The sequence below is a fragment of the Candidatus Limnocylindrales bacterium genome, assembly GCA_035571835.1.
In the GTDB taxonomy this organism is placed as follows: Bacteria; Desulfobacterota; Binatia; order UBA1149; family CAITLU01; genus DATNBU01.
Window position 1 is genome coordinate 338,447 of record DATNBU010000008.1, and the last position, 25,133, is coordinate 363,579.

Here is a 25,133-nt window from a genome sequence, read left to right on the forward strand (position 1 = left end):
GACACAGCGAAGGCTTAAAGGCGAATGACCTCGATTCTCGGGATCTCCGGTTACTATCACGACTCCGCGGCTGCCCTTCTGGTGGACGGTCGCATCGTTGCGGCTGCCCAGGAAGAGCGCTTCACGCGCAAGAAGCACGATCACCGCTTCCCGGAGAACGCGATCCGCTTCTGCCTCGAACAGGCCGGAATGCGGACGGCCGACCTCGATCACGTCGTCTTCTACGACAAGCCGCTTCTGAAGTTCGAGCGCCTGCTCGAGACCTACCTGGCCTATGCGCCCGCCGGCTTTCCGTCGTTCCTGCGCGCGATGCCGCTGTGGCTGCGGCAGAAGCTCTACATCCCGCGTGAGATCCGCAAGGGGCTCGGCGGCGAGTACAAGGGCCGCTGCATCTTCACCGAGCATCACGAGTCGCACGCGGCCAGCGCGTTCTTTCCGTCTCCGTTCGAAGAAGCCGCCGTCATGACGCTGGACGGCGTCGGCGAGTGGGCGACGTCGAGCTGGGGCGTCGGCCGCGGCAACAAGATGCAGCTCAACGCCGAGCTGCGCTTCCCGCATTCGCTCGGCCTGCTCTATTCGGCGTTCACGTATTACTGCGGCTTCCGCGTCAACTCGGGCGAATACAAGCTCATGGGGCTGGCGCCGTACGGTGAGCCGCGCTTCGTCGATCTGATCCTGAACAACCTGCTCGACCTCAAGGAAGACGGTTCGTTCCGGATGGACATGTCCTACTTCAATTACTGCCAGGGCCTGACGATGACGTCGCCCAAATTCGACCAGCTGTTCGGTGGTCCGGCGCGCGGAGCGGAGACGCTGCTCGACGACCGGCACATGGACATCGCGGCGTCGATCCAGAAAGTGACCGAAGAGATCATGCTGCGCATGTCGCGGCACGTGCATCGCCAGACCGGAATGAAGAACCTGTGCCTGGCCGGCGGCGTCGCGCTCAACTGTGTCGGCAACGGCCGCGTGCTGCGCGACGGGCCGTTCGAAAACATCTGGATCCAGCCGGCTGCCGGTGATGCCGGCGGCGCGCTCGGCGCGGCCCAGTTCGTCTGGCACCAGCTTCTCGACCAGCCGCGCGTCGTCGGCGCGAGCGACAGCCAGTTCGGAAGCCTTCTCGGCCCGCATTACAGCCGCGAGGAAATCCGTGCGTTCCTCGAGTCGGAGGGCGCAACGGCCCACGAGTACAAGGGTGAGGATGACCTCTGCGAAGCGGTCGCCGACCTGCTCGCCAACGAGAACGTCGTCGGATGGTTCCAGGGACGCATGGAGTTCGGCCCTCGTGCGCTCGGCGGGCGCAGCATCCTCGGAGATGCGCGCAGCCGCGAGATGCAGTCGACGATGAACCTGAAGATCAAGTTTCGCGAATCGTTCCGTCCGTTCGCGCCGTCGGTCCTTGCCGAGCGTTCGAGCGAGTTCTTCGGGATGCGCGCGTCGGACGAGAGCCCGTACATGCTGCTGGTGGCGCCGGTGCAGGAGAGCCAGCGGCTCAGCGTCAACGGCGAAGCGAGCAATCTCAAGGGAATCGAGAAGCTGAAGGTCCCGCGTTCGGTGGTTCCGGCGATCACGCACGTGGACTATTCGGCGCGTGTGCAGACCGTCGATGCCGCTCGTCACGGCCGCTATCGCACCTTGATCGAGAAGTTCGACCAGAAGACCGGATGTCCGATGCTGATCAACACCAGCTTCAACGTGCGCGGCGAGCCGATCGTCTGCACACCGGCCGACGCGTATCGCTGCTTCCTCGCGACCAACATGGACGTGCTCGTGCTCGAAGACTTCGTGCTGCTCAAGAAAGAGCAGGTCGGTGCGAAGGAAATCGACGTCAGCGCATACCTGTCGCAGTTCCAGCTCGACTGAGGAAGGAGGAGGATCGGCGATGGCAATGGTCGAGATCAACTGGAGTCCTAGCCGCAAGGAGCTGAGGCAGTTCGGGTTCCTGTGCCTGTTCTTCTTCGGCGGCCTGGCGGCGTGGCACGGCTACAAGAAAGGCGTGACCACCGGCGTCGAGGTTCTCGCGGTGCTTGCGGCGGTCGGCGGCGTGCTCGGCGCGGCGGCACCGCAGCTTCTCAAATGGATTTACGTCGGTTGGATGGTCGCGGTCTATCCGATCGGATGGACGGTTTCGCACCTGCTGCTCGGCTTCATCTACTACGCCGTGCTGACGCCGATCGGCGTGCTGATCCGCGCGCTCGGCCACGACCCGATGAACCGCAAGCTGGATCGAAGCGCGACGACGTACTGGACGACACACGAGCAGGCGCCTGTAGCCCGCTACTTCCGGCAGTTCTGAACGGCTGCAAGCCGCGCGAAATTTTTCTCTCGAGGACATAGACGACATGGCGGACAACGCACCACGAAACAGCGGTCGCAGCGAGTTCGAAAGGGAAGCAGGGCAGGGCCAGACCGGTCTTGCCGGCGAGTTCATCGACTACCTGCGCCAGAACAAGAAGTGGTGGATCACTCCGATCGTGGTCGTGCTGCTCATGGTCGGCGCGCTCGTGATTTTCGGAGGCAGCGCCGCCGCTCCGTTCATCTACACGCTGTTCTAGGCCAGGACCGGAACGACCGCATTGAGTGCACCGCCGCGCCACCGGGCGCTTTTCGGCGCCGTGGCGGCCGCGATCGTCACGGTGGCAAGCCTTGCGGCGAGCGAGGTCGTTCTGCGGCTCGTCGACTATCCTCCCGCGAGCTTCTCGCCATGGATCCGAAGCGACGTGTTCGGATTCCGGCTGGCGCCCGGAATCTCCGTTCGAATGCGCGGTCCCGAATACGACGTTGGCGTCGCGACCAATTCGCTCGGCATGCGCGACGACGAGCCGGCTGCGCCCGCCACGAGGCCGCGCGTGCTGCTGCTCGGCGATTCGTTCGCGATGGGGTACGGCGTCGAGCGCGGGAGCATTTTTGCTGACCGGCTCGAGAAAGAGCTTTCGATCGATGTGGTCAATGCGGGCACCGGCGGCTACGAGATCATCCAGCAGCCGCGCGTGCTCGCCGAGTTTGCGCCGCGGCTTCATCCCGACGCGGTTCTTTACGCGCTCTATCTCGGAAACGATCTTGCGCAGAACGACGAGTGGGAGGTGCGCAAGGACGGAACGCTGCACAACCTCGTGCGCGAATACCCGGTCCGGCAGCCGCACGAGATCAAGCTCGTCCGCCTCGTTCGCGATTTTCTTTACGGCGTTCGCAAGGGACGGAGCGAAAAGGAAGGCGAATGGCTGCCGTTCGAGGGCTACCTGGGCCTGTGCGAGAGGACGCTCGGCCCGGAAGCGAAGAAGGACTACGACGACGCGTCGGCGCTGCTCAGCGCGCTCGCGGAAACCAGCCGGCAACTGTCGCTGCCGCTGCTCGTGCTGATGCTTCCGTATCGCTCGATGGTCGAGCCCGAGGCGCGGGCGAGCCTCGAACGAAAGATTCCTGACCTGGCGGCGCGCTACGATCTGTCACAGCCCGCACGGGTGATCGGCGAACGCATGACGGCTCTCGGCATCGACCACATCGACGCGACGGAGTTTCTCACCGACGAGCATCGCCGCACCGGCGACGAGCTTTTCTATCCGGTCGACGGCCATCTGACGGTCGCCGGCCATGATGCGGTCGCGCGCTTCGTTGCGCCGCGGCTCGGCGAGCTGCTCGGACAACGCGGCCGCCTGCGCAACGATTCGCACGATCATTTGTAAATCGCCGCCGCGGATGGTGTCGTTCGAGCCGGGGACAAGCCTGGGCGAGCCCGGGCAGGCTCGGGGCAAGTCCGGGACAGATATAAGGAAGGCAGCAGTCGCGACGACGAGACGACGGGGACGTGCGAGAGTGGCGGAACTGGCAGACGCACTGGACTTAGGATCCAGCCCGATTCGTCGGATGGGGGTTCGAGTCCCCCCTCTCGCATTTTTCGTCCTTTTCCCCTCGCACTGACCGCGATGACCGGGACGCAGAAGCAGCACGAAGATCACGCGCGAAAACCAGAGCGCCGGCCATCTGCTCCGATCGCGATTTTCACGATGCAACCACGCAGGATACCGTAACGGCAATGTCGGAAATTCAGTCCACAGTAGAAGAACAGGGAATTCATCGAACGCTCAAGGTTTCGGTCTCGCCCGAACACGTGCGCGGCTGTTTCGACCGCGCGTACAGGAGCCTTCAGAACAAGGCGCAGCTCAAGGGCTTCCGCAAGGGAAAAGCCCCGCGACCGATGCTCGAGAAGTTCTACGGCGCCGAAGTCGAGCGCGACGTGCTGACCGAGCTGATCGAGGAGGGCTGCACGCAGACGATCCGCGAGCACAAGCTCGACATCGTGACTCCTCCGCGCCTGGTCAAGCACGAATACGCCGAGGGCGGGCTGTCGTTCGAGGCTGCCGTCGATGTACGTCCCGACGTCGAGCTCGGACAATATCTGGGTTTGCCCGCCGAAAAGCTCATCGTGCGTGTGGAAGACACGCACGTCGACGCCGCCCTCGAAGCGATGCGCAACCGCATGGCAGTGCTGCGCGTCGAGGAAGAGCGCACGACGGTCGAGAACGGAGACGTCATCGTCTTTACGATGTTCGGTTTCGAAGGCGACAAGGCCGTTCCCGGAACGGCCGGCGAAGGCATCCTGCTCGAAGTCGGTTCGGGTCGCTTTCCGGAAGACTTCGAGAAGCAGCTTCCCGGCATCGAGCGCGGAAAGAAGTCACCGATCATGGTGACGTTCTCCGAAGAGCACGGCGACGAGAGTCTTCGCGGCAAGACCATCCGCTTCGAAGTCACCGTCACCGAGATCAAGGTCAAGGTGCTTCCGCCGCTCGACGACAACCTCGCGGCAGAAGCCGGAATCGACGGCGTCGAGACGCTCGACCAGCTCCGCGCAAAGATCCGCGAAGATCTCTCCGAGCGGGCGCGGCGCGACGCCGACCGGCGCATGCAGAACGCGCTCGTCGGCAAGCTCGTCGAGAGCCACGACTTCGAAGTTCCGAACGAGCTGCTGCACGAGACCATCCACGGCTACATGCACGAGATGGGAGCGAAGCCGGCCCACGACAGCGAAGAGTCGAAAAATCTTCACGAGGCGCTTGCGCCGCGCGCGCGCGGCGAGCTGCGGGCGGGTTTCATACTGGATGCGATCGCGAAGGCTGAGGAGCTCGACGTGACCAAGGAGGAGCTCGAAAACCGCCTTCGTGCGCATCTCGCGTCGGCCGGTCGCAGAGTCGAAGAGGTCCGTCGTCACTACTCGCAGCCGCACGCGATCGCGGAGCTGCGCCGCAACATGCTCCGCGAAAAAGCCGCGGAACGAGTCTTCGCTTCGGCCACTGTGCAGGAGCGTGAAGTCGAGGAGAGCAAAGTTGCCGACCGTGGGTAAACCCTATACCCTCCCACTCAGAAGGCCTGATTTCGCGAGGTTAGCATGAATTTGGTACCCATGGTCGTTGAGACCACCGGTCGGGGAGAGCGTGCTTACGACATTTATTCGAGGCTGCTCAAAGAGCGCATCGTCTTCCTGTCGTCCGACGTCAACGACATCACCGCCTCGCTCGTAACTGCGCAATTTCTATTCCTTGAGTCCGAGGATCCGGACAAGGACATCTATCTCTATCTGAATTCCCCGGGCGGGTCGGTCACGGCCGGTATGGCCATCTATGACACGATGCAGTACATCCGCCCCCCCGTTTCGACGCTCTGCATCGGACAGGCGGCGAGCATGGGCGCGATCCTCCTGGCCGCAGGAGCCACAGGAAAGCGCTATGCATTGCCTCACGCCCGCATCATGATCCATCAGCCGATGGGTGGCGTGCAGGGACAGGCAAGCGACATCGCCATTCAGGCCAAGGAGATCTTGAGGATCCGGGAAGAGCTCAATGATATCCTTGCCAAACATTCGGGTCAGTCGCTCGCGGTCATCGAACGCGAGACCGACAGGGACCGGTTCATGACGGGGCTGGAGGCGAAGGAGTTCGGGATCGTCGATCAGGTGATTACGTCCCGACCCGGCGTCTCCTAGGAAGTGGGACTGCGGAGTCGAGCATGCGCAAACAAGGGGACGACAAGACCAAGGATCTCGTGTGTTCCTTCTGCGGGAAGGGGCAGGAGGAAGTCCGCAAGCTGATTGCGGGACCGACGGTCTACATCTGCGACGAATGCATCGACCTCTGCAACGACATCATTGCCGAGGAGTGCGACCAGGAAGAGTCGATCAGCGCCGTCTCGTCGGTGCCGAAGCCGGCCGACATCAAGAAGGTGCTCGACCAGTACGTGGTCGGACAGGAGAAGGCGAAGAAGGTTCTCGCCGTCGCCGTCCACAACCACTACAAGCGCATCGATTCGTCGATGGTCACCGGTGACGTCGAGCTGCAGAAATCGAACATCCTGCTGATCGGCCCGACCGGATCCGGCAAGACTTTGCTGGCCCAGACGCTCGCGCGGTTCCTCCAGGTGCCGTTCGCGATCGCGGACGCGACGAGCCTGACCGAGGCCGGCTACGTCGGCGAGGACGTCGAGAACATCATCCTGAGCCTGCTGCAGAACGCGGACTACGACGTCGAGAAATGCCAGCGCGGCATCGTCTACATCGACGAAATCGACAAGATCGCGCGCAAGGGCGACAACCCGTCGATCACCCGCGACGTTTCCGGCGAAGGCGTCCAGCAGGCGCTGCTCAAGATCATCGAGGGAACCACCGCCAGCGTGCCGCCGAAGGGCGGCCGCAAGCATCCGCAGCAGGAATTCCTGCAGGTCGATACGACCAACATCCTGTTCATCTGCGGCGGAGCGTTCGTCGGCCTCGACGACATCATCCGCCGCCGCATCGGAATGAAGGGGATGGGCTTCGGGGCGGACATCCGCGCCAAGAAAGAGAAGGAATCCACGTCGGTGCTGGTCGACGTGCAGACCGAGGATCTGCTCAAGTTCGGGCTGATTCCGGAATTCGTCGGCCGCGTGCCGGTGATTGCCGCGCTGCGTGACCTTGACGAAGACTCATTGGTGCGCATCCTCAAGGAGCCCAAGAACGCACTCACCAAACAATACGCGAAGCTCTTCGAGATGGAGAGCGTACGGCTGAAGTTCACGGAGGGGGCACTTCGAGCCATTGCCCGGGAAGCCTTCCGCAGGAAAAGCGGAGCTCGCGGCCTCCGAGCCATCATGGAAGAGATCATGCTGGATGTGATGTACGACATCCCGTCCCAGGCAGAGATCGAAGAAGTGGTGATTTCCGAGGAGGTCGTCGAGCGAAAGGAAAGCCCTATCGTCGTTTATACGAGCGCAACGCGAGCGAGCTGACGGCTCGAATGGCGGAGATCTCGCGGCCGGCGAGTCGAGAAGACTTGCTGCCGGATCGGCGAAGGACCATGGATGGACCAGTGGAGAGCGGCTGAGGCAGGCAGGGCTGGAAGGAGAAGATAGCGATGACCAAGGAACGCGAGCCGATGATCTTTCGAAACCCACGGGCCGGGGAACCCGAAGGCGAACAGGGGCAGACCGGCCGGACCGCCATCCCGCTTCTCCCGCTTCGTGACATCATTGTTTTCCCGCACATGGTGGTTCCGCTTTTCGTAGGCCGCCAGAAGTCGATCGCGGCGCTCGAAGCCGCAATGGCCGGTGATCACTCGATCCTGCTGGCCGCCCAGAAAGACGCCAAGACCAACGATCCGACGCGCGAGGACATCCACGAGGTCGGCACGCTCGGCCAGGTCGTTCAGCTGCTTCGCCTCCCGGACGGCACCGTCAAGGTCCTCGTCGAAGGCAAGCGCCGGGCCCGCATCACCAGCTTCACGCCGGAAGAGAACTACTTCGCCGTCGAGGTCGAGCCCATCGAGGAGCACGTCGAAGCCGGCGCCGAGATGGAAGCGCTGGTGCGAAGCGTCAACTCGACCTTCGAAGCGTACGTTCGCGCCAACAAGAAGATTCCGCCCGAGATGGTCATGACGGTCGCGTCGATCGACGACCCGTCGCGACTCGGCGATACCGTCGTTTCGCACCTGACCGTCAAGCTCGAAGACAAGCAGGACCTGCTCGAAACTTTCGACATCGGCGAGCGCCTGGAGAAGGTGCTCGGCTTCATGCGTTCGGAGATGGAGATTCTCGAAGTCGAGAAGCGCATCCGCTCGCGCGTCAAGAAGCAGATGGAGAAGACGCAGAAGGAGTACTACCTCAACGAGCAGATGCGGGCGATCCAGAAGGAGCTCGGCGAGAAGGACGAGTTCAAGAACGAGATTCAGGAGCTCGAGGAGCGCCTCGCCAAGCTCCAGATGCCCGAGGACGCGCGCGAGAAAGCCGAGAAAGAGATCAAGAAGCTCAAGATGATGTCGCCGATGTCGGCCGAGGCGACGGTCGTGCGCAACTACATCGACTGGATGCTCGCGCTGCCGTGGGGCGACTATACCGAAGACCACATCGAGATCGCCGCTGCGCGCAAGGTTCTCGACGAAGACCACTACGGTCTCGACAAGGTCAAGGAACGCATCGTCGAATACCTCGCCGTGACGAAGCTGGTCGGACAGATCAAGGGCCCGATCCTGTGCCTGGTCGGACCTCCGGGCGTCGGCAAGACTTCGCTCGGCCGTTCGATCGCGCGTGCGACCGGACGCGAGTTCGTGCGCGTGTCGCTCGGCGGCGTTCGCGACGAAGCCGAGATCCGCGGCCACCGGCGCACGTACATCGGCGCGCTGCCCGGCAAGATCATCCAGGGCCTGAAGAAGGCGGGGAAGGGCAATCCGGTCTTCCTGCTCGACGAGATCGACAAGATGTCGACCGACTTCCGGGGCGACCCGGCCTCGGCCATGCTCGAAGTGCTGGACCCCGAGCAGAACACGACGTTCAACGACCATTACCTCGACGTCGACTACGACCTGTCGAAGGTGATGTTCGTGACGACCGCGAACACGCTCGACCGCATCCCGCGTCCTCTGCAGGACCGCATGGAGATCATCCGGATCCCCGGCTACACCGAGCTCGAGAAGCTCAACATCGCGAAGAACTTTCTGGTTCCGAAACAGCGCGAGACCAACGGGCTGCCCGACAAGCAGGTGCTGTTCGCGGATGCGGCGCTGCTGTCGATCATCCGGCACTACACCAAGGAAGCCGGCGTCCGTAACCTCGAGCGCGAAGTTGCTGCCGTCTGCCGCAAGGTGGCCGTCAAGGTCGCGGCCACCGAGAATCCGAAGCCGATCGTCATCTCGGCCAAGTCGATCGAGAAGTACCTCGGTCCGACCAAGTTCCGCTACGGACGTGCCGAAGAGGACTCGATGGTCGGCATCACGACCGGCCTCGCGTGGACCGAAATGGGCGGCGAGCTGCTCAACACGGAAGTCACCGTGCTTCCGGGCAAGGGCAAGCTCACGATCACCGGCCAGCTCGGCGACGTGATGAAGGAATCGGCCGAAGCCGCGATGAGCTACGTGCGATCGCGCGCGCAGGAGTTCGGTTTCCGCAACGACTTCTACCAGACCATCGACGTGCATCTGCACGTTCCCGAAGGTGCGATCCCGAAGGACGGTCCGTCGGCAGGCATCACGATGGCGACGTCGCTGGTCTCGGCGCTCACGCGCATGCCGGTGCGTCACGACACTGCGATGACCGGCGAGATCACGCTGCGCGGGCGAGTGCTTCCGATCGGCGGCCTCAAGGAAAAGCTGATGGCCGCGCACCGTGCGGGCATCAAGCGCGTGATCATTCCCGCGGAGAACGAGAAGGACATCCAGGACCTGCCGGCGTCCGTCATGCGGGCGCTGACGATCCGAACGGTTGATCACATGGACGAAGTACTGGATGCAGCGCTGATGCTGCCGGAAGGCCGCAAGTCGGTGTTCCTCCGGTCTCGTCCACGTGATCTCGGTGCGCTGCCTCTGGAGATGGAGCTTTCGAACCCGGTTGCCGCGGCAACGCCGGCGGCAACGCCGGGCGACGTCACCGAGGTCATCACGCACTGATTCTGTTTCCCGGCTGAAATCGAAAAGGCGTCTTCGAAAGAAGGCGCCTTTTCGTTTCAAGCCGTCCCGGGCGGTTAGCTCAGTCGGAAGAGCATCGGTTTTACACGCCGAGGGTCGCTGGTTCGAGCCCAGCACCGCCCACCAAATCTCTCAACCCAGCGGGATTCCCGTCGCGTCCAGCCACGTGCGATAATCGAAGTAATCGCGATGCGCGCTGATCTTTCCGCCGCGCACTTCGAAGACCCCGGCGACGGGCAGATCGAGCACGTTCTTTCCCCAGCGAAACCGGTCGATGCGTTCGGTGAACACCACCGGGCCGTCGGACGCGACGTTCAGGTTCACGATCTCGATCGAGTCCATGAGCTTGGCGAATCCAAGGAAGGCCGCGCGAATGGCCGGTGCGCCGACCGCCGCCGGCACCGGGATGTTGTGGTAAACCGCATCGTCGGCGAAGAAACCCATCAGCACGTCGATGTCGCCGCGAGGCCACGCGTCGAGAAAATCGAGGACAACTTTCGTCGGATTCATTGCTGCTCCTTCGCGTCATTCCATGCGGTCATTGCGCCACGTAGCCGCCGTCGACCACGAGCGCATGCCCGGTGACGAACGACGCGCGATCCGACAAGAGCCACACGGCGGCCTCCGCTACTTCGGCCGCTGTTCCGAGTCGGCCCATCGGTTTCATCCCGACGAGCGCATCGACGAGGCCTTCCCGGGCCTGCGCCAGCCGGTCGAGCATCGGAGTTTCAATCACTCCGGGACAGATCGCGTTCACGCGGACCCCGGACCTTGCGGATTCGATCGCAGCCGTTTTCATGAGTCCCAGCACGGCATGCTTGCTCGCCACATAAGCGGAGAACGCCCCGGCGCCGACGAGGCCCGCGATCGACGACGTGCATACGATCGAGCCGCGCCCGCGCCCCGTCATCTGTGGGACAATGACGCGCAGGCAGTTCCACACGCCAATCACATTGACCTCGAGCACGCGCCGGAAAGTCACCTCGTCGTATTCGTCGAGTGACGCGACACGGCCTTCGATGCCGGCGTTGAGAAATGCGCCGTCCACTTGGCCGAGCACTTCCGATGCGCGGGCGAACAGCGCGTCGACCTCGGCGCTGCAGGTTACGTCACAGATCACAGCGACGGCCGTGCCGCCGGCATCGCGGATTTCGCATGCGGCATCCTCGCTACCCCGCGCATCCACATCGGCGACTGCGACGCGGGCTCCTTCACGCGCGCAGGCGAGCGCTGCGCTGCGGCCGATGCCCGATGCGCCGCCCGTGATCACGATGCCTCTTCCTTCCAGACAGCCGCTCATCGAAACCTCCTCACGATCGCCGCGCAACGAAGCCGTATGCGGCATGACTCGGCGATGCTCCGGCGGCGAGGTACTCGCCGCGCAGTCTCGAAAAGCCGTCGCCCGTCGCGGCGCCGGCGACGTGCGTGTTCGCGTCGATGTTGTAGAGGCGGGCGGCATTGCGACCGAGGATGGCGCGCTTGACCGGGCCGTCGGCATCACCGAGCGGCGCGAAGCCGTGCTGCTTCTGCAGGTCGCCCGGAATCTCGATGCGCCGGAACGCTTCGATCTGCCACTGCGGCGATCCGTACCAGACCGCATCGGTTCCCCACAGCACGCGATCGCTGCCGAGTCCGCGGATCAGCGTGCCGAGCATCGCAGCGCAGTGTCGCGGGTGCGTGATCACCGAGCTCGCAAAGCTGGTGCCGAGCTCGCCGTAGACGTTCGAAACCCCGTGTTTAGCGGGAATTTCGGCGAGGTCGGTCACCCAGTCCGTGCGGCCGGTGCTTTCGAACTGCGCCAGGCTTTCTTCGGGAGAAGTCAGGAAAGGCTTGAGCGCCGAATGGTAGATGATGAAATTCAGATCCGGCCAGTCTTTCGCGGCGCGGGGCAGATCGTCGACCATTGCGTAGCGCCAGTTCTTCCACGACGTGAGGTAATCGGCAGGAAGCAGGCCCTTGTGAATGCAGACGTTGCGGATGCCGGCCTTGCGCATCTTTTCGTAGGCCGGATACATCAGCTTCTCGTCGTCGAGCCGCCACGGGTATCCGGACGGCGCGAGCGGATCGCCGACCGTATAGCCTTTCCAGCTGTCGGGTTTCAGAACGGCGACAGCGCGGTCGATCTCGTCGAGCCAGCCGGGCTGACCCGGCCGGATGACGGCGTGACACAGCAGCCGCCGCGATCCGGCGATCGCGTTGACGATGGCGCGGGCTCGCGCGAGATCTTCGTTGTCGAGAATCATGTTGTCGGCCGAATCACTCGGTGCGGCCGACAGCAGCGCAATGGTCGTGTCGCTGTCGAGGAAGACTTCCTTGACGTAGTTCTCGAACTTGTAGCGCTGCATCGTGACGCCTTCGGCGGCAAGCGTCGGATTCCAGCGCTTCGCGTACTCACCGAGCGCGAGGATGCCGTCCCACGTGAAGTCGTCGCGGACGAAGTGGTTCTGCACGTCGAATACGAACTGTCCGCGGAGTTTCGCCGCACGATCGGCCGCGGCGTCGGGGTCGGCGGCCTCAGCGACTCCGACGTCGAACAGTGCACCATAGACCGAGTTCATCACGAGAAACGCGGCCGCCATGCCGCAGCCCGTGCGCAGGAAGTCGCGGCGGGTAAGACCGAGCTTCGCCCCGCCGAGGGCCGCCGCTTCGAGCAGTGCGCGTTCGACGCGCTGCTGGTCCCGGCTCTGGCGCGGCGGGACGTGCTCGCCGTTTGAAACGACCTGGGTCGGAATCGGCAGGCGAGGCAGCACGCTTTCGGCCGCTGCCGTCTGCGATCGTTGCCGTTCATTGAGCCAGATCGACATAGCGTACCTCACCTGTCTCAGAAGTTTTCCGGGCCAGGCCCGCGAACAGCACGCGACGAGCAATCGCCGGCCGCAGCAGCGAGATCGGCGGCTGCATCAGGTGCATCACTTCGAGGAATGCGCGCGACACGACCGGATCGGTTCGGCTGAGCTCGTAGACTCTGGCCGTGTACGCATTGGCGAGGCCGAGCCACCATGCACGTTTTCCTTCGGCTTGAGGAAAGCGCAGGTCCTCGCTCGTCGTCTGCATCCAGACGCCATCGAGAATGCGACCGAAGCGCGAGTGGAAGCGCCGGCCGATCGTGTCCAGGCGGGATTCCTTGCGACCGTCGCCGCCGGTCTCTTTCAGGATGTCGCCGAGCGTTGCGGCGCCGAGAGCGGCCGAAGTCATGCCCTGACCATAGATCGGGTTGAAGCTGCAGAATGCGTCGCCGAGCACGACCAGGCCGGCCGGCATCGAGCCGAGCCGCTCGTAGTGACGGCGAAGATTGTAGGGGAAGCGATGCACGGCGATCGGCGAGCACGGCTCCGCATTGCGGATGGCTTCGTAAACGTCGGGCTCCGGGAGACTGCGTGCGAAGTCGAGGAACCCCTGTTCGTCGCCGGGTGGATAGTCGCGAAACCAGCCGACTTCGGTGACCATCCACAGGTCGTTCTCCACCGGCACGATCACGGCAAGGCGCGTGCCGGGAGCCTGGTGGTAGATGAACAGCGCTTTCCACGATCGACCTGTGCCGGCCGGCGGCCGGTACAGGCGGCTCGCGTAGCCCACGTCCACGCCGACGCGCGATTCGCGAGGAGAACAGAACCCGAGCGACTCGAGCCAGTGCGGCGTACGCGATCCGCGACCGCTCGCGTCGACGACCAGATCGGCCGCGAGCGTGCGCTCGTCACCGTCAGCATCGCGGATACGAAGGCCCGCGATCTTTGTGCCTTCGGCATCGAGCACCAGCCCGAGCGCGTCGCAGCCGTCGGCAATCTCAACCCCGCTAGTCGCGGCGACGCGGGCACGGACCTTCCACTCGAGATACGGCCGGCTCTGGCAGTGGAACTGCATCCCGCTGCGAAAGCGCACCTTCCATCCGCCGTAGTGATGCCAGCGGGTGTCGCCGGCCATGTCGATCGAGTGGGCACCGCCCTGGACCAGCTCGTCGAGCAGTCCCGGAAACAGGCCGTCCAGGACGACCTCGCCGCGCTTGAGCAGAACATGGACGTGGCGGATCTGCGGGACGCCTTTGCGCGTCAGCGGTCCGTCGGGGAAACGGTCGCGTTCCACCAACGTGACGCGACGGTAGTGATCGGAGAGCACTCGCGCGGCGACCAGGCCGGCCATGCTGCCGCCGAGCACGACGGCGTGTTCTCCGAGTATTCGGTGGGCTGCCATCGAAGGCGCCCACCATCAGGCAAGAGCGGCCAGCCGACAATCCCTGATCCGGGGGAAGCACGCCAATCTTTCGAGGAGTCGGCTGTGTTTCCTTGCGAGGTGCGGCGATGCTGCGCGAGGACGTTACTCGATGAGATTCTGGCGAAGTGCGATCGCAACCGCCTGCGCGCGGTCGGACGCCCCGAGCTTCTCGTAAATGCGGCGAAGGTGAGTCTTGATCGTTTCCTCGGAGATCGACAGCAGGCGTGCGATGTCGCGATTGCCGTGACCCTCGGCGAGCAGCTCGACGATCTCGATCTCACGAAGCGTGAGATTGGTGCGGTCCGATTCGACTTTTGCGTCGGCGGCGAGACGCAGCAAGAGCGGCTTGGTCACTTCGGCCTGGAGAAACCCGCTGCCCTGGTGGACGGCGCGGATCGCGCGCACGAGCTCGTCCTTCGTCGCGCTTTTGAGGATGTAGCCGCTGGCTCCGGTGTTCATCGCCTCGTAGACGTACGCGGGATTCTTGTACATCGTGAACACGACAACGCCCGTGCGCGGTGCCTCTGCGCGGATACGCCGAATGGCCGAGAGCCCGCTGCCGCCGGGCATCTTGATGTCCACGAGCGCGACGTCCGGGTCCGTGCGGACGATTTCCGGCAGGCCGCCGGCGGCGTCGCCGGCTTCGCCTGCCACTTCGATGTCGTGTTCGGCTTCGAGCATCACGCGCACAGCCTGACGAAGCACCGTGTGGTCGTCGAGAAGGAAGACGCGAATCGCTGAGGCGGTCACGCAGATTCTTTAATCCATCGGAATGACGATTCGAAGCTCGGTACCGGCGCCGGGGCGGCTGCGCAGCGCAAGGCGTCCGCCGAGGGCTTCGGCCCGTTCGCGCATCGTCGCGAGACCGAAGTGCCCGCGCACCGGTATCGACGGATCGAATCCTTTTCCGTCGTCCCGGATCGTCAGCTCGACCATGGCATCGCCGGTGCGTGCGAGGTCGATCCACACATGATCCGCGCCGGCATGCTTGCGAACGTTCAGCATCGCTTCCTGCAGTATGCGAAACAGCGCCGCCCCGGCATTCGAGCCGATCGCGAGACCGTCGTCTGCGATGAAAAGAGTGATGCGCGTGCTGCCCTGCGCGGCCGCGACGTATTCCCTCAGCGCTTCCACGAATCCGAAATCGTCGAGAATCGACGGGCGAAGCTCGGTCATGACGGCCCGGACCTCGTCCGAGAGACCGCGGATGCCTTCTCCCAGCTCGTCGAGGGCGGCTCCTGCGAAAGGATCGCTTTTGCCAAGGCGCTCGCGCCATCGTTCGATCACGTACTGGAAATGGAAGAAGCGCTGGCCCATGCGGTCGTGGATTTCTCCGGCGATGCGCCGTCTCTCGTCTTCCTCGGCGCGCAGCAGTCGCCACACGAGCTGATGCCTCGCCGCACCCTCACGGACCGCACGCCGGTATTGGGTCTTCGCGTCGCGCGAGAGACGCCCGGCGATGGCCGCGATCACCGTCAGATAGAAGATGCCGAGCGCGAGCTCGCGCAACGACGACCCGGCAGAATCCGTTCTCGTCGACAGGGCGAACAGCCCGCACGAGAACGCGCTGTCGAGCAGCAGGGCGGCGAATGTTTCGCGGGCGTCGAACCGAATCGCTGTGGTCAGGACGTGCAGGTAAAAGTAGGGGTAGATGTCGCTCGCCAGTCCTCCCGTGACGGCGCACATCGCGAATACTCCCGTCGCGTCTCCGAGCATCGTCGCGAAGGCCACGCGGCGAATGGATTTCGACCGCACCACGAGCACGTGGGTAACCAGGGTGTAGAAAGCGACGGCGACGTGAACCGATCGCGCGAGGAAAGGGTCGGGGAGGGCCGCTCCCTGAAGGATCGGCAGCCACGCGAGCATGACCGCCCAGCGAATGTACAGCACCGCCCGCTCGGCGCGGCGCAGTTGTTCGGAGTCGCGCTCGATCACGCCCTGTGGTCCGACCGGCACGCCGCAGATGTCGGCAGCGGTGCAATCGGCCCCACGAGCTCGCAGAAGAAAACCCGCTCCCGCGACATTGACGGACCATATCGATCGGAATGGGGCCAGGCAATGAGCCGGAGTCGATCAGAGCGAAGAGTGCGAGCTCGGCTGCAGCGCTGTCTTCGACGGCCATCTCCAGGTCGAGAATGCAGTGACAACGATACGGCCGCAGCACGTTCAGGCCCGCGAACAGGTTGCCCGAGCGACATCTTTTCGTGGTATTTTCGGCAGACATCCGTGCATCGGTCGTGCTATGGGAGCCACGTGAAAAGGTTCATTCCGACGGCTACTTCATTGGTCCTCGCCTTCGCATCCCCGCCGATAGCCGCCGCCGCAACCGCCGCCCGACCGCGTCGTCCTGGTTTGGGCCGCTCCGTGATCGGCAATGCGCTGGATTCGGGAGCACTCGGCCTCTCGCTGAAGCGCGGCAGCTACGATATCGAAGAGGGGCGTCCCTTATGATTCGAGAGGGCTTCGGAATACTTGTTTTTTGCGGAAGCGCTCTCGGCTTTGTCCCATGGGCGGAGGCAGCCGGGAGAATTGTGCACTCTGCGGACGAGGTTTGTCCGGCCGCCTCCGATCCCTGTGTCGTCAGCTCTCTTATCGTCGTACCGGACGAGACCGTGCTCGACTTTGGAACGCGTACGCTGACCATCACGGGCAAGGGTCAGTTCCGCCTTGCCGGTTGGAACATCCAGGTTCTCTGCGGCTCGCTGGTGGCCAGTACAGGAGACGCCTTCGCCATCAGGCAACGGCGCGGTGAGAGCCCGCAGGGTTACGCCACACTCAAAGCACGCCGCCGTTGCTCTGGCGACGCATTCCCCTGCCTGCAGGACTCCGACTGCACCGCTGGCACCTGCTCGGTCGGCGACGGCAGTATCGATCTGGACGGAGCCGTGCAGTCGGGCGGCGCTTTGGGTGGCGAGATATCTCTCCACGCGGCCGGAGATGTGGTCCTGAGTCGCGACGTCACGTCCCGCCGTCAGCAGTACTTCTACCTTGGAGTTCACTCCTACGGCGGGGCAATGGATGTGACCGGCGACGTTCGGCTTACGTCGCTGGACGACGGCGTTTTGTACGAAGCGAGTGGAGACATTCGGATCGACGGGAAGACCGCGCTTCTGGGAAATGGGTACAGCTCGAACGACGTTGACGTTTTCTCGTCCAGCGGCAACGTCGACGTACGGAACGATATCGACGTCTCGGCGCACGGACTCAATGGTGAAGGTGGGACGGTCTATCTCACGGCTCACGGTGACATTTCCATCGAAGGCGGAACGGCGGAAGATCCGCTCACCATAGCCGCGAACGGCGCCAGGCGTGCATATCCGGCTTACGGAGACGGCGGGCGACTTCACGTGCAATCGGACGATGGCGACATTGTCATCGGACCGCATGCGGAATTTCTGGCACGTGCAGCTACGCCGGACGCATATGCCGGGTATATCCAGGCAACCGCTTCGCTTGGTGATATCTCGTTCGCGGGCACAGTACGGGTCGAGGGCGGGAAGTCCTCTTCGTCAGCGTTCGAGGGCTGTCATGTCACGCTCGCTTCGGGCTCGAGCATCTCGTTGACCCACGAGCTCGGACGCTTTGTGGGAAAAGCACACGAAAGTCTGCTGGTGGAGACGGGCGCCGCGCTCGTCAACTCCGCGGGTACCAACGAATTTAAATACCGTGCCGGAACGCCGGCACCGGTGGTGAACGGTACGGTCACACCCACGGCAACGCTCACGGAAGACGGGACGCTCTCCAGCTGCGGGCCGTGAGCGCCAGCGTATTTCCGCTTCCCTTCACGGCGTTTTCTAGAGACTTCCATGACTCGAAATGGTAGAGGGGCGCCGTGAGCACGGTTATTCGAGCGATGGCCCGCGTGACCCTGGTGTTCTGCCTGATGGCAAACTCGGCAGACGCGGCCGACCGCGTCGTCCTGGTTTCCTGGGACGGCGTGCGCCGGGACGTCCTCCATGAACTGATCGAATGGCAGCCGTTCGATGCGGCGGTGCCCGAGCCGTGCCCGAGCGCCAATCGTCAGCCCGAGCGGCCGGTGCGATGCGGACAGTGGCTCACGTGCATGCCGAACCTCTGCCGGTTCCAGATCGTCGACAGCAGCGACGTCGAAGGAAAGCCGCTGACCAAGCCGCAGCACGCGCAGATGCTGACCGGTTACGGGCCCCGGGAAACCGGAGACATCACGAACGCCGGAACGGTCGCGGTTCCTGCCGGGATGACGATCTACGAACGGCTGGCGGAGGCGCGTCCCGAGGTCGTGACGGTCCATCTCGGCGGCCTCAAGTACATCGGCCGCTCGGTGATCGGCAATGCGCTCGATTCGGGTGCGCTCGGCCTGTCGCTGAAGCGCGGCAGCTACGATCACCCGCGCTTCACCGGCGCCAATACGACAGAACGCGTTCCGCAAGGGCTCGAGTTCATCAACAACTCGACGTCATTCTTCTATTTCATCCACTACAAGACCGCCGATGTCGTCGCACATAATGCGAGTGATCGATCGGACTCCTACCGGGAAGCAATCATCGCGAACGATACGCAGCTCGGACGACTGCTGGATCTCTTCGACGATTTTGGAGTGCTCGACGGCACCAAGGTCTTCGTGACGACGGACCACGGATTCGACGGCAACTCGCACGTGAACCTGCAGAACATCACGGTTGCGCAGACGTGGCTCGCGTCGCGCGACTTCGATCTGATGGACGGTCCGGCGACGCTGCTGGACGTCACGCCGACCGTTCTCGACGCGTTTGGAATCGATGCGGCACAGTTTACGCCTGCGTATCGCGGACATTCCCGCCTGCGTCACTGACGCCGCGCGAGAAGATCAGCGGCGGCGCGATCCGCCGAGGATTCCGCCAAGCACGCCGCGCAGGATCTGCCGCCCGATCTGGCTGCCGACGGTTCGCACCGTCTGTTTCGCCATCGTCTCGACCATGCCCTGGCGGCGACTGGTTCCCCAGATGATGTCGTGAAGCATCCCGCCCTGGCCTTCGGCAGGCCTGGCAGGCGTCGATGGTGCATTTGCGGTGGTCGCGCCGGCCGTGCGGCGCGACAGGATCTCGTATGCGGACTCGCGGTTCACGCGCGCGTCGTACTTCGCGCCCACCGGGCTGCGGCTGCGCACGGCCTTCCGCTCGTCGTCGGTGATGGTGCCGATTCGCGCGCGCGGAGGAGCGATCCTGGCACACTCGACCGGCAGCGGAACGGCATTCTCGCCGAGCGTCGAGACCAGCGCCTCTCCGACGCCGAGCTCGGAGAGCACCGCAGCGACGTTCAGTTTCGGGTTCGGAACGAACGTTTCGGCCGCGACGCGCACGGCCTTCTGGTCGCGCGGCGTGAACGCCCGCAGGGCATGCTGGATGCGGTTGCCGAGCTGGCCGAGCACCTTGTCGGGAATGTCGTCAGGATACTGGGAGCAGAAGTAAACGCCGACGCCCTTCGAGCGAATCAGCCGCACGACCTGCTCGATGCGCTCGAGGAGCGCCGGCGGAGCATCATCGAACAGCAGGTGCGCCTCGTCGAACAGAAAGACCAGCTTCGGTTTTTCGAGGTCGCCGGCTTCGGGAAGGTTCTCGAACAGCTCCGACAGCAACCACAACAGCAGCGTCGAGTACAGGCGCGGCTTCAGCACCAGCTGTTCGGCGGAAAGGATGCTGATGATGCCGCGACCGGTGAGGTCGGTGCGCATGAGGTCGCCGAGCTCGAGCGCAGGCTCGCCGAAGATTTCCTCGCCGCCGTCGCGCTCGAGACCCAGCAGCCCGCGCTGGATCGCCGCGATCGATTGCGGGCTCACCAGACCGTACGCGCTCGAGATCTCGGCCCGGCTCTCGGCGACGAACGAAAGCAGCGCGCGCAGGTCGTCGAGATCGAGCAGCAGAAGACCACGGTCGTCGGCGAGCTTGAAGGCGACGTCGAGGACGCCGGCCTGCGCAGCGCTCAGCTCGAGCATGCGCGCCAGCAGTGCGGGACCGATCTCGCTGACGGTCGTGCGCACCGGGTGCCCGTTCCTGCCGGCGATATCCCAGAAAACCACCGGCGATGCCTCGCCCGCATAATTTTCCATGCCGACGTCGGCGGCCCGCTTGCGAATGTTCTCGTCCGCGCCGCCCGGCATCGCGAGTCCGGCGATATCGCCTTTGACGTCGGCAACGAAGACCGGAACGCCGATTCGCGAGAACCCTTCGGCAACGACGAGCAGCGAGACCGTCTTGCCCGTGCCGGTCGCGCCGGCGACGAGACCGTGGCGGTTACCGTAGCGCGCGGAAAGGAAGACAGGTTTCTCGCCCTTTCCGAGCAGGATTTCGTTCACGCAATGCCTCCGCGGGTCAGAAGAACGATTGGTCGGCGATGAACTGCCGGACGACGTCGCCCACGGGGACGCCGCCGTTTTCCACCTTCTCATTCATACCGCGCATCTTCGGGGGATCGAGCCAATCGACGAGCCCGTCGAGCGAATCCTTGATACCCGGATATCTCTCCAGCGCCGCACGTCGAACGACGGGGACCGCAAAGTTCGCGCCGAAAGCATGGCGGTCGTCCTCGAGTGCAAGAAGACGGAGCTTCGTCAGCGCAGCGTCCGTCGAGTGACCTTCGACGGCATCGACGCTGTGATCGGCCAGTGCCTGGTACAGCTTGGTCGCATCCATCGTTTTCACTTCGGGGAACTGGAAGCTGTAGGCGCGCTTTGCGGCCGGGAAGCCATCGGCGCGCGACTGGAACTCCAAACTGAAAGCGGCGCGCCATCCGCGCGATGCCGCGGCTGCTTCGCTCATCGTCACGGCGCCGGCGCCGCCGCGCACGATGATGGTGTACGGATCGTCGAGCCCGATCGGTTCGGTCCACATCAACCCTGCCACCAGGTATTCGGCGCGAAGGCGCGCGAGCAGCGCATCTTTTCCCTGTGCAAGAATGGAAGCGGCATTGGGCGAGCGGAGGATCGTCGTCAACGCGGTTGCCGTGTATTCCACATAGACGTCGATCTTGCCGGCGCGTATCGCGGCGTCGAGCTCGGCCGTGCCGCCGAGATCCGGCCTTCGTTCACAAGGGATTCCCGACCGTTCGAGTTTCTGCGCGACGATCTCCGCCAGCACGCGCGACTCGGTCGTCGACTTGGCGCCGACGACGACCGGAGGAATTTTCACCTCGTCGTCGCTCGTGCAGCCCCCGATGCCGATCGCCGCAGCGATCAGCAGACATCCAAGTTTGGTCCCCATGTGTTCCCCCGGATCAAAGATTCGGCCGCGGTTAGCATGGTTGGCGAGCAAACACAGCGGCAGCCACGCCCACGGCCGGGCTTCGGTGAAAGTCCCTGCACACGTCGGCCTTACCCCCATCACGGGCCATCGCAGCCGCGCAGGATACTGACAATGCTGTCAGATTCAGGTGCGGACAGGGCCGCGGGCGTCGACGGGAAATAGAAGAAAATCGCATGCTTAGAGCCATTCGAAGGCGCTCCGTCCGGCGCACGGCATTTTTTTGTCCGGGCAATATTGACACCGATGTTGGTAGCCGGCCACAGCATGAAGAACGCCGATCCGAGCAGCCCGCCCCGAGGCGGGACCAGGGCGGGAGGGACTTACATGAACTGTTTTCGACCGGTGATCTCGACCTCGGTCGTCGCGCTCCTGGCGACCACTTCGTTCCTGGCCACGCCTTCGTTCGCCCAGACCGGAACCTGGCGTGGTTACGGCGACGCGTCCGGCTTCCTCAACATCGTTCCGCCCGGGCAGGACGGCGTACTGAACGATGCCGAGGCCATTCAGTTCGAAGCCGGCACCTATCCACCCCACGTCATCGACCAGCTCTCGATGTATGGAGACCTCGTCTACAACGCGCCCGGCCTGACCGAAGAACGCATCCAGGAATTCTTCAAGGACGCGTCGTTCGGTGTGCGCGACGACGACGTGGAACGCACGTACTCGCCGGCGGCCGGCGTCACGATCGTGCGGGACAAGGGTTTCGGCGTACCTCACATTTTCGGCGACACGCGTCACGCGACGATGTTCGGCCAGGGGTATGCGACCGCCGAAGATCGCCTGTTCCTGATGGACGTGCTGCGCCACGTCGGCCGCGGCCGCATGGCCGAGTTCCTCGGTCCCTCCGAGGCCAACCTTCACATGGACCGCGAGACGATCGCGGTCGCACCGTACACCGAAGCGGACCTGACGGCGCAGCTCGAGCTCATCCGCACCGGAACGCCGCAAGGTCCGGCGCTGGCCGACGATCTCGCCGGCTATATCGAAGGCGTCAATGCGTACGTGGCCGAGGCGCGTCTGGATGCGACGAAGCGGCCGGCGGAGTACGACGCGCTGCAGATCGTGCTGCAGGATTTCAAAGCCGAAGACGTCGTGGCGATCGCGTCTCTGGTGGGCGGGATTTTCGGAAAAGGCGGCGGAGGCGAGCTGCTGAATCACTGCGGTCTCACGCGCATGACCGGCGAGCTCGGAAGCGCGACCACGGCCCGTCAGGTCTTCGACGATTTCCACTTCAGCGACGATCCCGAAGCTCCGACGACGTCGCGAACCTATACGCCGTACATGCAGGATCTCGGTCCGTTCGATCCGGCATCCAGCCCCGACGTCGATTGCAATTCGCTGGTTCCCATCGATCCGACCGGCGACGACGTCCAGGAGCTGCTCGAGGATCTCGAAGACGGATTGACCGGCCTCAACATCGGCGCCGGGGCGATGAGCAACGCGATGTTGATCTCGGCAGAGCACACGCAGACCGGGCATCCCATCGCGGTGTTCGGGCCGCAGACCGGCTACTACATGCCGCAGCTGCTCGTCGAGAAGGACGTGCACGGACCGGGGATCGACGCTCGAGGCGTCGCATTCGCCGGCACCGATCTTTATGTGCAGCTCGGGCGCGGACGGAACTACGCGTGGTCGGCGACGTCAGCCGGCGGCGACAACGTCGATCAGTTCGTGCTTCGCCTGTGCGAGCCCGGAGGCGGCGCGGCCACCATCCAGTCCATGGGCTACCTCCGCAACGGCGTCTGCGAGCCGATCGAAACCTGGCAGCACGTGCAGGTGACCAAGCCGTCGGCCGGCGGCATTCCGATCGGGCCGCAGATCATCTACTCGTGGCGAGTCGAGCGCACGGCGCACTACGGCCCGCTCGTTGGCAGAGGGACGCTGACCGATGGAACGCCGGTTGCGATCGCAACGCTGCGCACGACCTACCGGAACGAGCTCGGGTCGGCCATCGGCTTCGCCGAGATCAACAATCCCGATTTCATGGCTGACGGCTATCCGGCCTTCCAGCAGGCAATGGGGCGCGACGTCGATTACACGTTCAACTGGTTCTACATCGACGGCGCGAACATCGGCTACCAGCACTCGTGCCGCTGTCCGAAGCGCGCGCCAGGAGTCGACCCGTATCTTCCCGCGTGGGGCGACGGCCGCTTCGACTGGAACGGATTCCTGACGCTCGCCGAACAGCCGTCGGCGCTGAATCCGCCGGAAGGATTCCTGACGTCGTGGAACAACAAGCAGGCGCCGGGTTTTCGCGCCAACGACCGCAATTTCTCGTACGGGCCGACCTATCGAAGCCACATGTTCGACGTTCGCGTCGAGCCGCTCGTGGCGGCCGGCGGCGCGGTACGGACCGACATGGTCGATGCGATGGAAGACGCCGGCACGTGCGATCTGCGCGGCCAGGACGTGCTGCCGCTTCTCCTCGATGTGCTCGGCCCGACGGCGCCGGTCGGTGCCGATGCACGCGCGCAGGACATGCGCGACCGGCTTGCGGAATGGGCGGACAACGGCACGCACCGTCGCGACTTCGACCACGATGGCGAGTACGACGACCCGCAGTCGCCCGCGATCATCGATGCGTGGTGGCCGCGGCTGTCGCGCGCGATCTTCGACGCCGGAAGCGGACACGCGTTCGACAACCTCGGCATCGGTTTCGACGACGGCAACCGTCGTGCGCACATCGGCTCGGCGTTCCAGGACGGAAGCTACAGCATCGTGCTCAAGGACATGCGCCAGGTCCTCGGGATGCCGGTCAGCGGAACGCTTTCGCGGATCTATTGCGGCGGCGGCGATCTATCGGCATGTCGCGACGTGCTCTGGCAGGCAATGTCGCAGGCAGCGGCGGACCTCGAAGCCGAGTTTGGTGATCCCGCAGTAGAGAGCTGGAAACGTGCGATCGCCGACGAAGATGTGCGCCACGTTGCGGCCGGAGTCCCGACCGTGCCCGCCATCCACTGGATCAATCGTCCGACGTTCCAGCAGGTCGTCCAGATCGGCGAGGCCGATGCGTTCGCGTGCGAAAGCTCGCGAACGTCCGATGCTGCGGCCAAACAGCCGCTCGCGATCGAGAGCGTTTTCGGTGACGGCACGCTGGTGGTCGGCAAACCGAAGGCAGTCTGCGAGGCCGCGGAAGTCGGCGAGACGGCGATCCGCAATGAGGGTGCGCATCTGGCCTGTTACCGCGCGCGTGCGCAGTCGTCCGAGGAGATTTCGACGCCGCGCACGGCGAGCCTGCATTCGCCGTTCGTCTCCGGCGGGGTTGCGCTGTCTCGTGTCAACAGTCTTTGCATCGCGGCAGAAGTCGACGGCGAAGCGTCGCCTGCTGCTCCGAGCGCACGGCAGTGTTTCCGCGCATCGCTCACCGACGCGTCGGATCCAGACATCGAGATTCCGGTGACCGATGATTTCGGAACCAGGTCGATGCGGCTGGTGCGTCTCGACTCCGTCTGTCTGCCCGTTTCGACCCCGGCTCACGCCCTGGTGGATGCGACCGGGGACCTGGCCTGCTTCCGCGTACGCAGGGCAAAAGGCGAAGAGCGCTTCACGGCGCAGGACGTCAACGTCGTGACCGAGCTCGGAGCCAGCACGCAGTCTCTCGTACGTGACGATCTCGTCTGCGTTCCGGCGCGAGTCGAGGTCGACTGACCGGACCGTCTTCCGCTCGACCGAGAGTCTACCCTCCCAGCTCCCGGTCGAACGGAAGGAAGGCGAGCCCGCCGCTGCTCACGGCGGGCTCGCCGCGTTT

At 64.2% G+C, this 25,133-nt stretch carries 19 protein-coding genes and 2 tRNA genes; 13 read left to right on the forward strand and 8 right to left on the reverse strand.

The features are described 5' to 3' along the window. Positions 1-24 precede the first annotated feature (24 nt). From VN634_03155 to VN634_03200, 10 genes are all read left to right on the forward strand, one after another. Positions 25-1,863 carry a carbamoyltransferase gene (locus VN634_03155; protein HXC49861.1) on the forward strand — a complete coding sequence of 613 codons (1,839 nt, stop codon included), beginning with the start codon at positions 25-27 and terminating at the stop codon, positions 1,861-1,863. Between the two features lie 19 nt (positions 1,864-1,882). Beyond that, the gene (locus tag VN634_03160; GenBank protein HXC49862.1) at positions 1,883-2,296 is read left to right on the forward strand and encodes an SxtJ family membrane protein; all 414 of its coding nucleotides are present in this window, start codon (positions 1,883-1,885) and stop codon (positions 2,294-2,296) included. A gap of 46 nt (positions 2,297-2,342) precedes the next feature. Continuing rightward, positions 2,343-2,555: a DUF5989 family protein gene (locus tag VN634_03165; GenBank protein ID HXC49863.1), complete on the forward strand. Its 213-nt coding sequence runs from the start codon at positions 2,343-2,345 to the stop codon at positions 2,553-2,555. 21 nt (positions 2,556-2,576) lie between these two features. Next, a complete protein-coding gene (locus VN634_03170; GenBank protein ID HXC49864.1) occupies positions 2,577-3,683 on the forward strand; it encodes a hypothetical protein in 1,107 nt (368 codons plus the stop codon). 124 nt (positions 3,684-3,807) lie between these two features. Continuing rightward, a tRNA-Leu gene (locus tag VN634_03175) sits at positions 3,808-3,891 on the forward strand. A 142-nt stretch (positions 3,892-4,033) separates the two neighbouring features. Further along, the gene (gene tig / locus VN634_03180) at positions 4,034-5,338 is read left to right on the forward strand and encodes a trigger factor (GenBank protein ID HXC49865.1); all 1,305 of its coding nucleotides are present in this window, start codon (positions 4,034-4,036) and stop codon (positions 5,336-5,338) included. 45 nt (positions 5,339-5,383) lie between these two features. Beyond that, entirely contained in the window at positions 5,384-5,977 is a 594-nt protein-coding gene (gene clpP, locus VN634_03185; protein HXC49866.1) for an ATP-dependent Clp endopeptidase proteolytic subunit ClpP, read from the forward strand. A 23-nt stretch (positions 5,978-6,000) separates the two neighbouring features. Further along, a complete protein-coding gene (gene clpX / locus VN634_03190) occupies positions 6,001-7,254 on the forward strand; it encodes an ATP-dependent Clp protease ATP-binding subunit ClpX (GenBank protein ID HXC49867.1) in 1,254 nt (417 codons plus the stop codon). A gap of 125 nt (positions 7,255-7,379) precedes the next feature. Then, positions 7,380-9,902, forward strand: a complete 2,523-nt coding sequence (gene lon, locus VN634_03195) for an endopeptidase La (GenBank protein ID HXC49868.1) — start codon at positions 7,380-7,382, stop codon at positions 9,900-9,902. A gap of 68 nt (positions 9,903-9,970) precedes the next feature. Beyond that, positions 9,971-10,046, forward strand: a tRNA-Val gene (locus VN634_03200). Positions 10,047-10,052: 6 nt separating this feature from the next. Here VN634_03200 and VN634_03205 read toward each other — a convergent pair. From VN634_03205 to VN634_03230, 6 genes are all read right to left on the reverse strand, one after another. Further along, a complete protein-coding gene (locus tag VN634_03205) occupies positions 10,053-10,430 on the reverse strand; it encodes a limonene-1,2-epoxide hydrolase family protein (protein HXC49869.1) in 378 nt (125 codons plus the stop codon). 28 nt (positions 10,431-10,458) lie between these two features. Continuing rightward, positions 10,459-11,220 carry a glucose 1-dehydrogenase gene (locus VN634_03210; protein ID HXC49870.1) on the reverse strand — a complete coding sequence of 254 codons (762 nt, stop codon included), beginning with the start codon at positions 11,218-11,220 and terminating at the stop codon, positions 10,459-10,461. A 10-nt stretch (positions 11,221-11,230) separates the two neighbouring features. After that, positions 11,231-12,724 carry an amidohydrolase family protein gene (locus VN634_03215; protein HXC49871.1) on the reverse strand — a complete coding sequence of 498 codons (1,494 nt, stop codon included), beginning with the start codon at positions 12,722-12,724 and terminating at the stop codon, positions 11,231-11,233. Beyond that, on the reverse strand, positions 12,705-14,108 hold the full coding sequence (locus tag VN634_03220) for an FAD-dependent oxidoreductase (protein HXC49872.1): 1,404 nt from the start codon (positions 14,106-14,108) through the stop codon (positions 12,705-12,707). The genes VN634_03215 and VN634_03220 overlap by 20 nt, the downstream gene beginning before the upstream one ends. A gap of 123 nt (positions 14,109-14,231) precedes the next feature. Beyond that, complete coding sequence (locus VN634_03225) at positions 14,232-14,879, reverse strand: response regulator transcription factor (protein HXC49873.1); 648 nt, start codon at positions 14,877-14,879, stop codon at positions 14,232-14,234. A 9-nt stretch (positions 14,880-14,888) separates the two neighbouring features. Beyond that, positions 14,889-16,085 (reverse strand): sensor histidine kinase, encoded by a 1,197-nt coding sequence (locus VN634_03230; GenBank protein ID HXC49874.1) that lies wholly within the window; start codon positions 16,083-16,085, stop codon positions 14,889-14,891. 575 nt (positions 16,086-16,660) lie between these two features. On the opposite strand from VN634_03230, the gene VN634_03235 reads away from it, so the two are divergent. Together VN634_03235 and VN634_03240 are read left to right on the forward strand one after the other, a co-directional pair. Continuing rightward, entirely contained in the window at positions 16,661-17,887 is a 1,227-nt protein-coding gene (locus tag VN634_03235) for a hypothetical protein (GenBank protein ID HXC49875.1), read from the forward strand. Between the two features lie 74 nt (positions 17,888-17,961). Next, positions 17,962-18,939, forward strand: coding sequence for an alkaline phosphatase family protein (locus VN634_03240; GenBank protein ID HXC49876.1), 978 nt, complete (start codon positions 17,962-17,964; stop codon positions 18,937-18,939). 15 nt (positions 18,940-18,954) lie between these two features. On the opposite strand, the gene VN634_03245 is transcribed toward VN634_03240, so the two are convergent. Together VN634_03245 and VN634_03250 are read right to left on the reverse strand one after the other, a co-directional pair. Further along, positions 18,955-20,439 carry a helicase HerA-like domain-containing protein gene (locus VN634_03245; GenBank protein ID HXC49877.1) on the reverse strand — a complete coding sequence of 495 codons (1,485 nt, stop codon included), beginning with the start codon at positions 20,437-20,439 and terminating at the stop codon, positions 18,955-18,957. A gap of 16 nt (positions 20,440-20,455) precedes the next feature. Further along, entirely contained in the window at positions 20,456-21,343 is an 888-nt protein-coding gene (locus VN634_03250; protein HXC49878.1) for a glycine betaine ABC transporter substrate-binding protein, read from the reverse strand. Positions 21,344-21,709: 366 nt separating this feature from the next. On the opposite strand from VN634_03250, the gene VN634_03255 reads away from it, so the two are divergent. Continuing rightward, complete coding sequence (locus VN634_03255; protein ID HXC49879.1) at positions 21,710-25,033, forward strand: penicillin acylase family protein; 3,324 nt, start codon at positions 21,710-21,712, stop codon at positions 25,031-25,033. Positions 25,034-25,133: the final 100 nt, after the last annotated feature.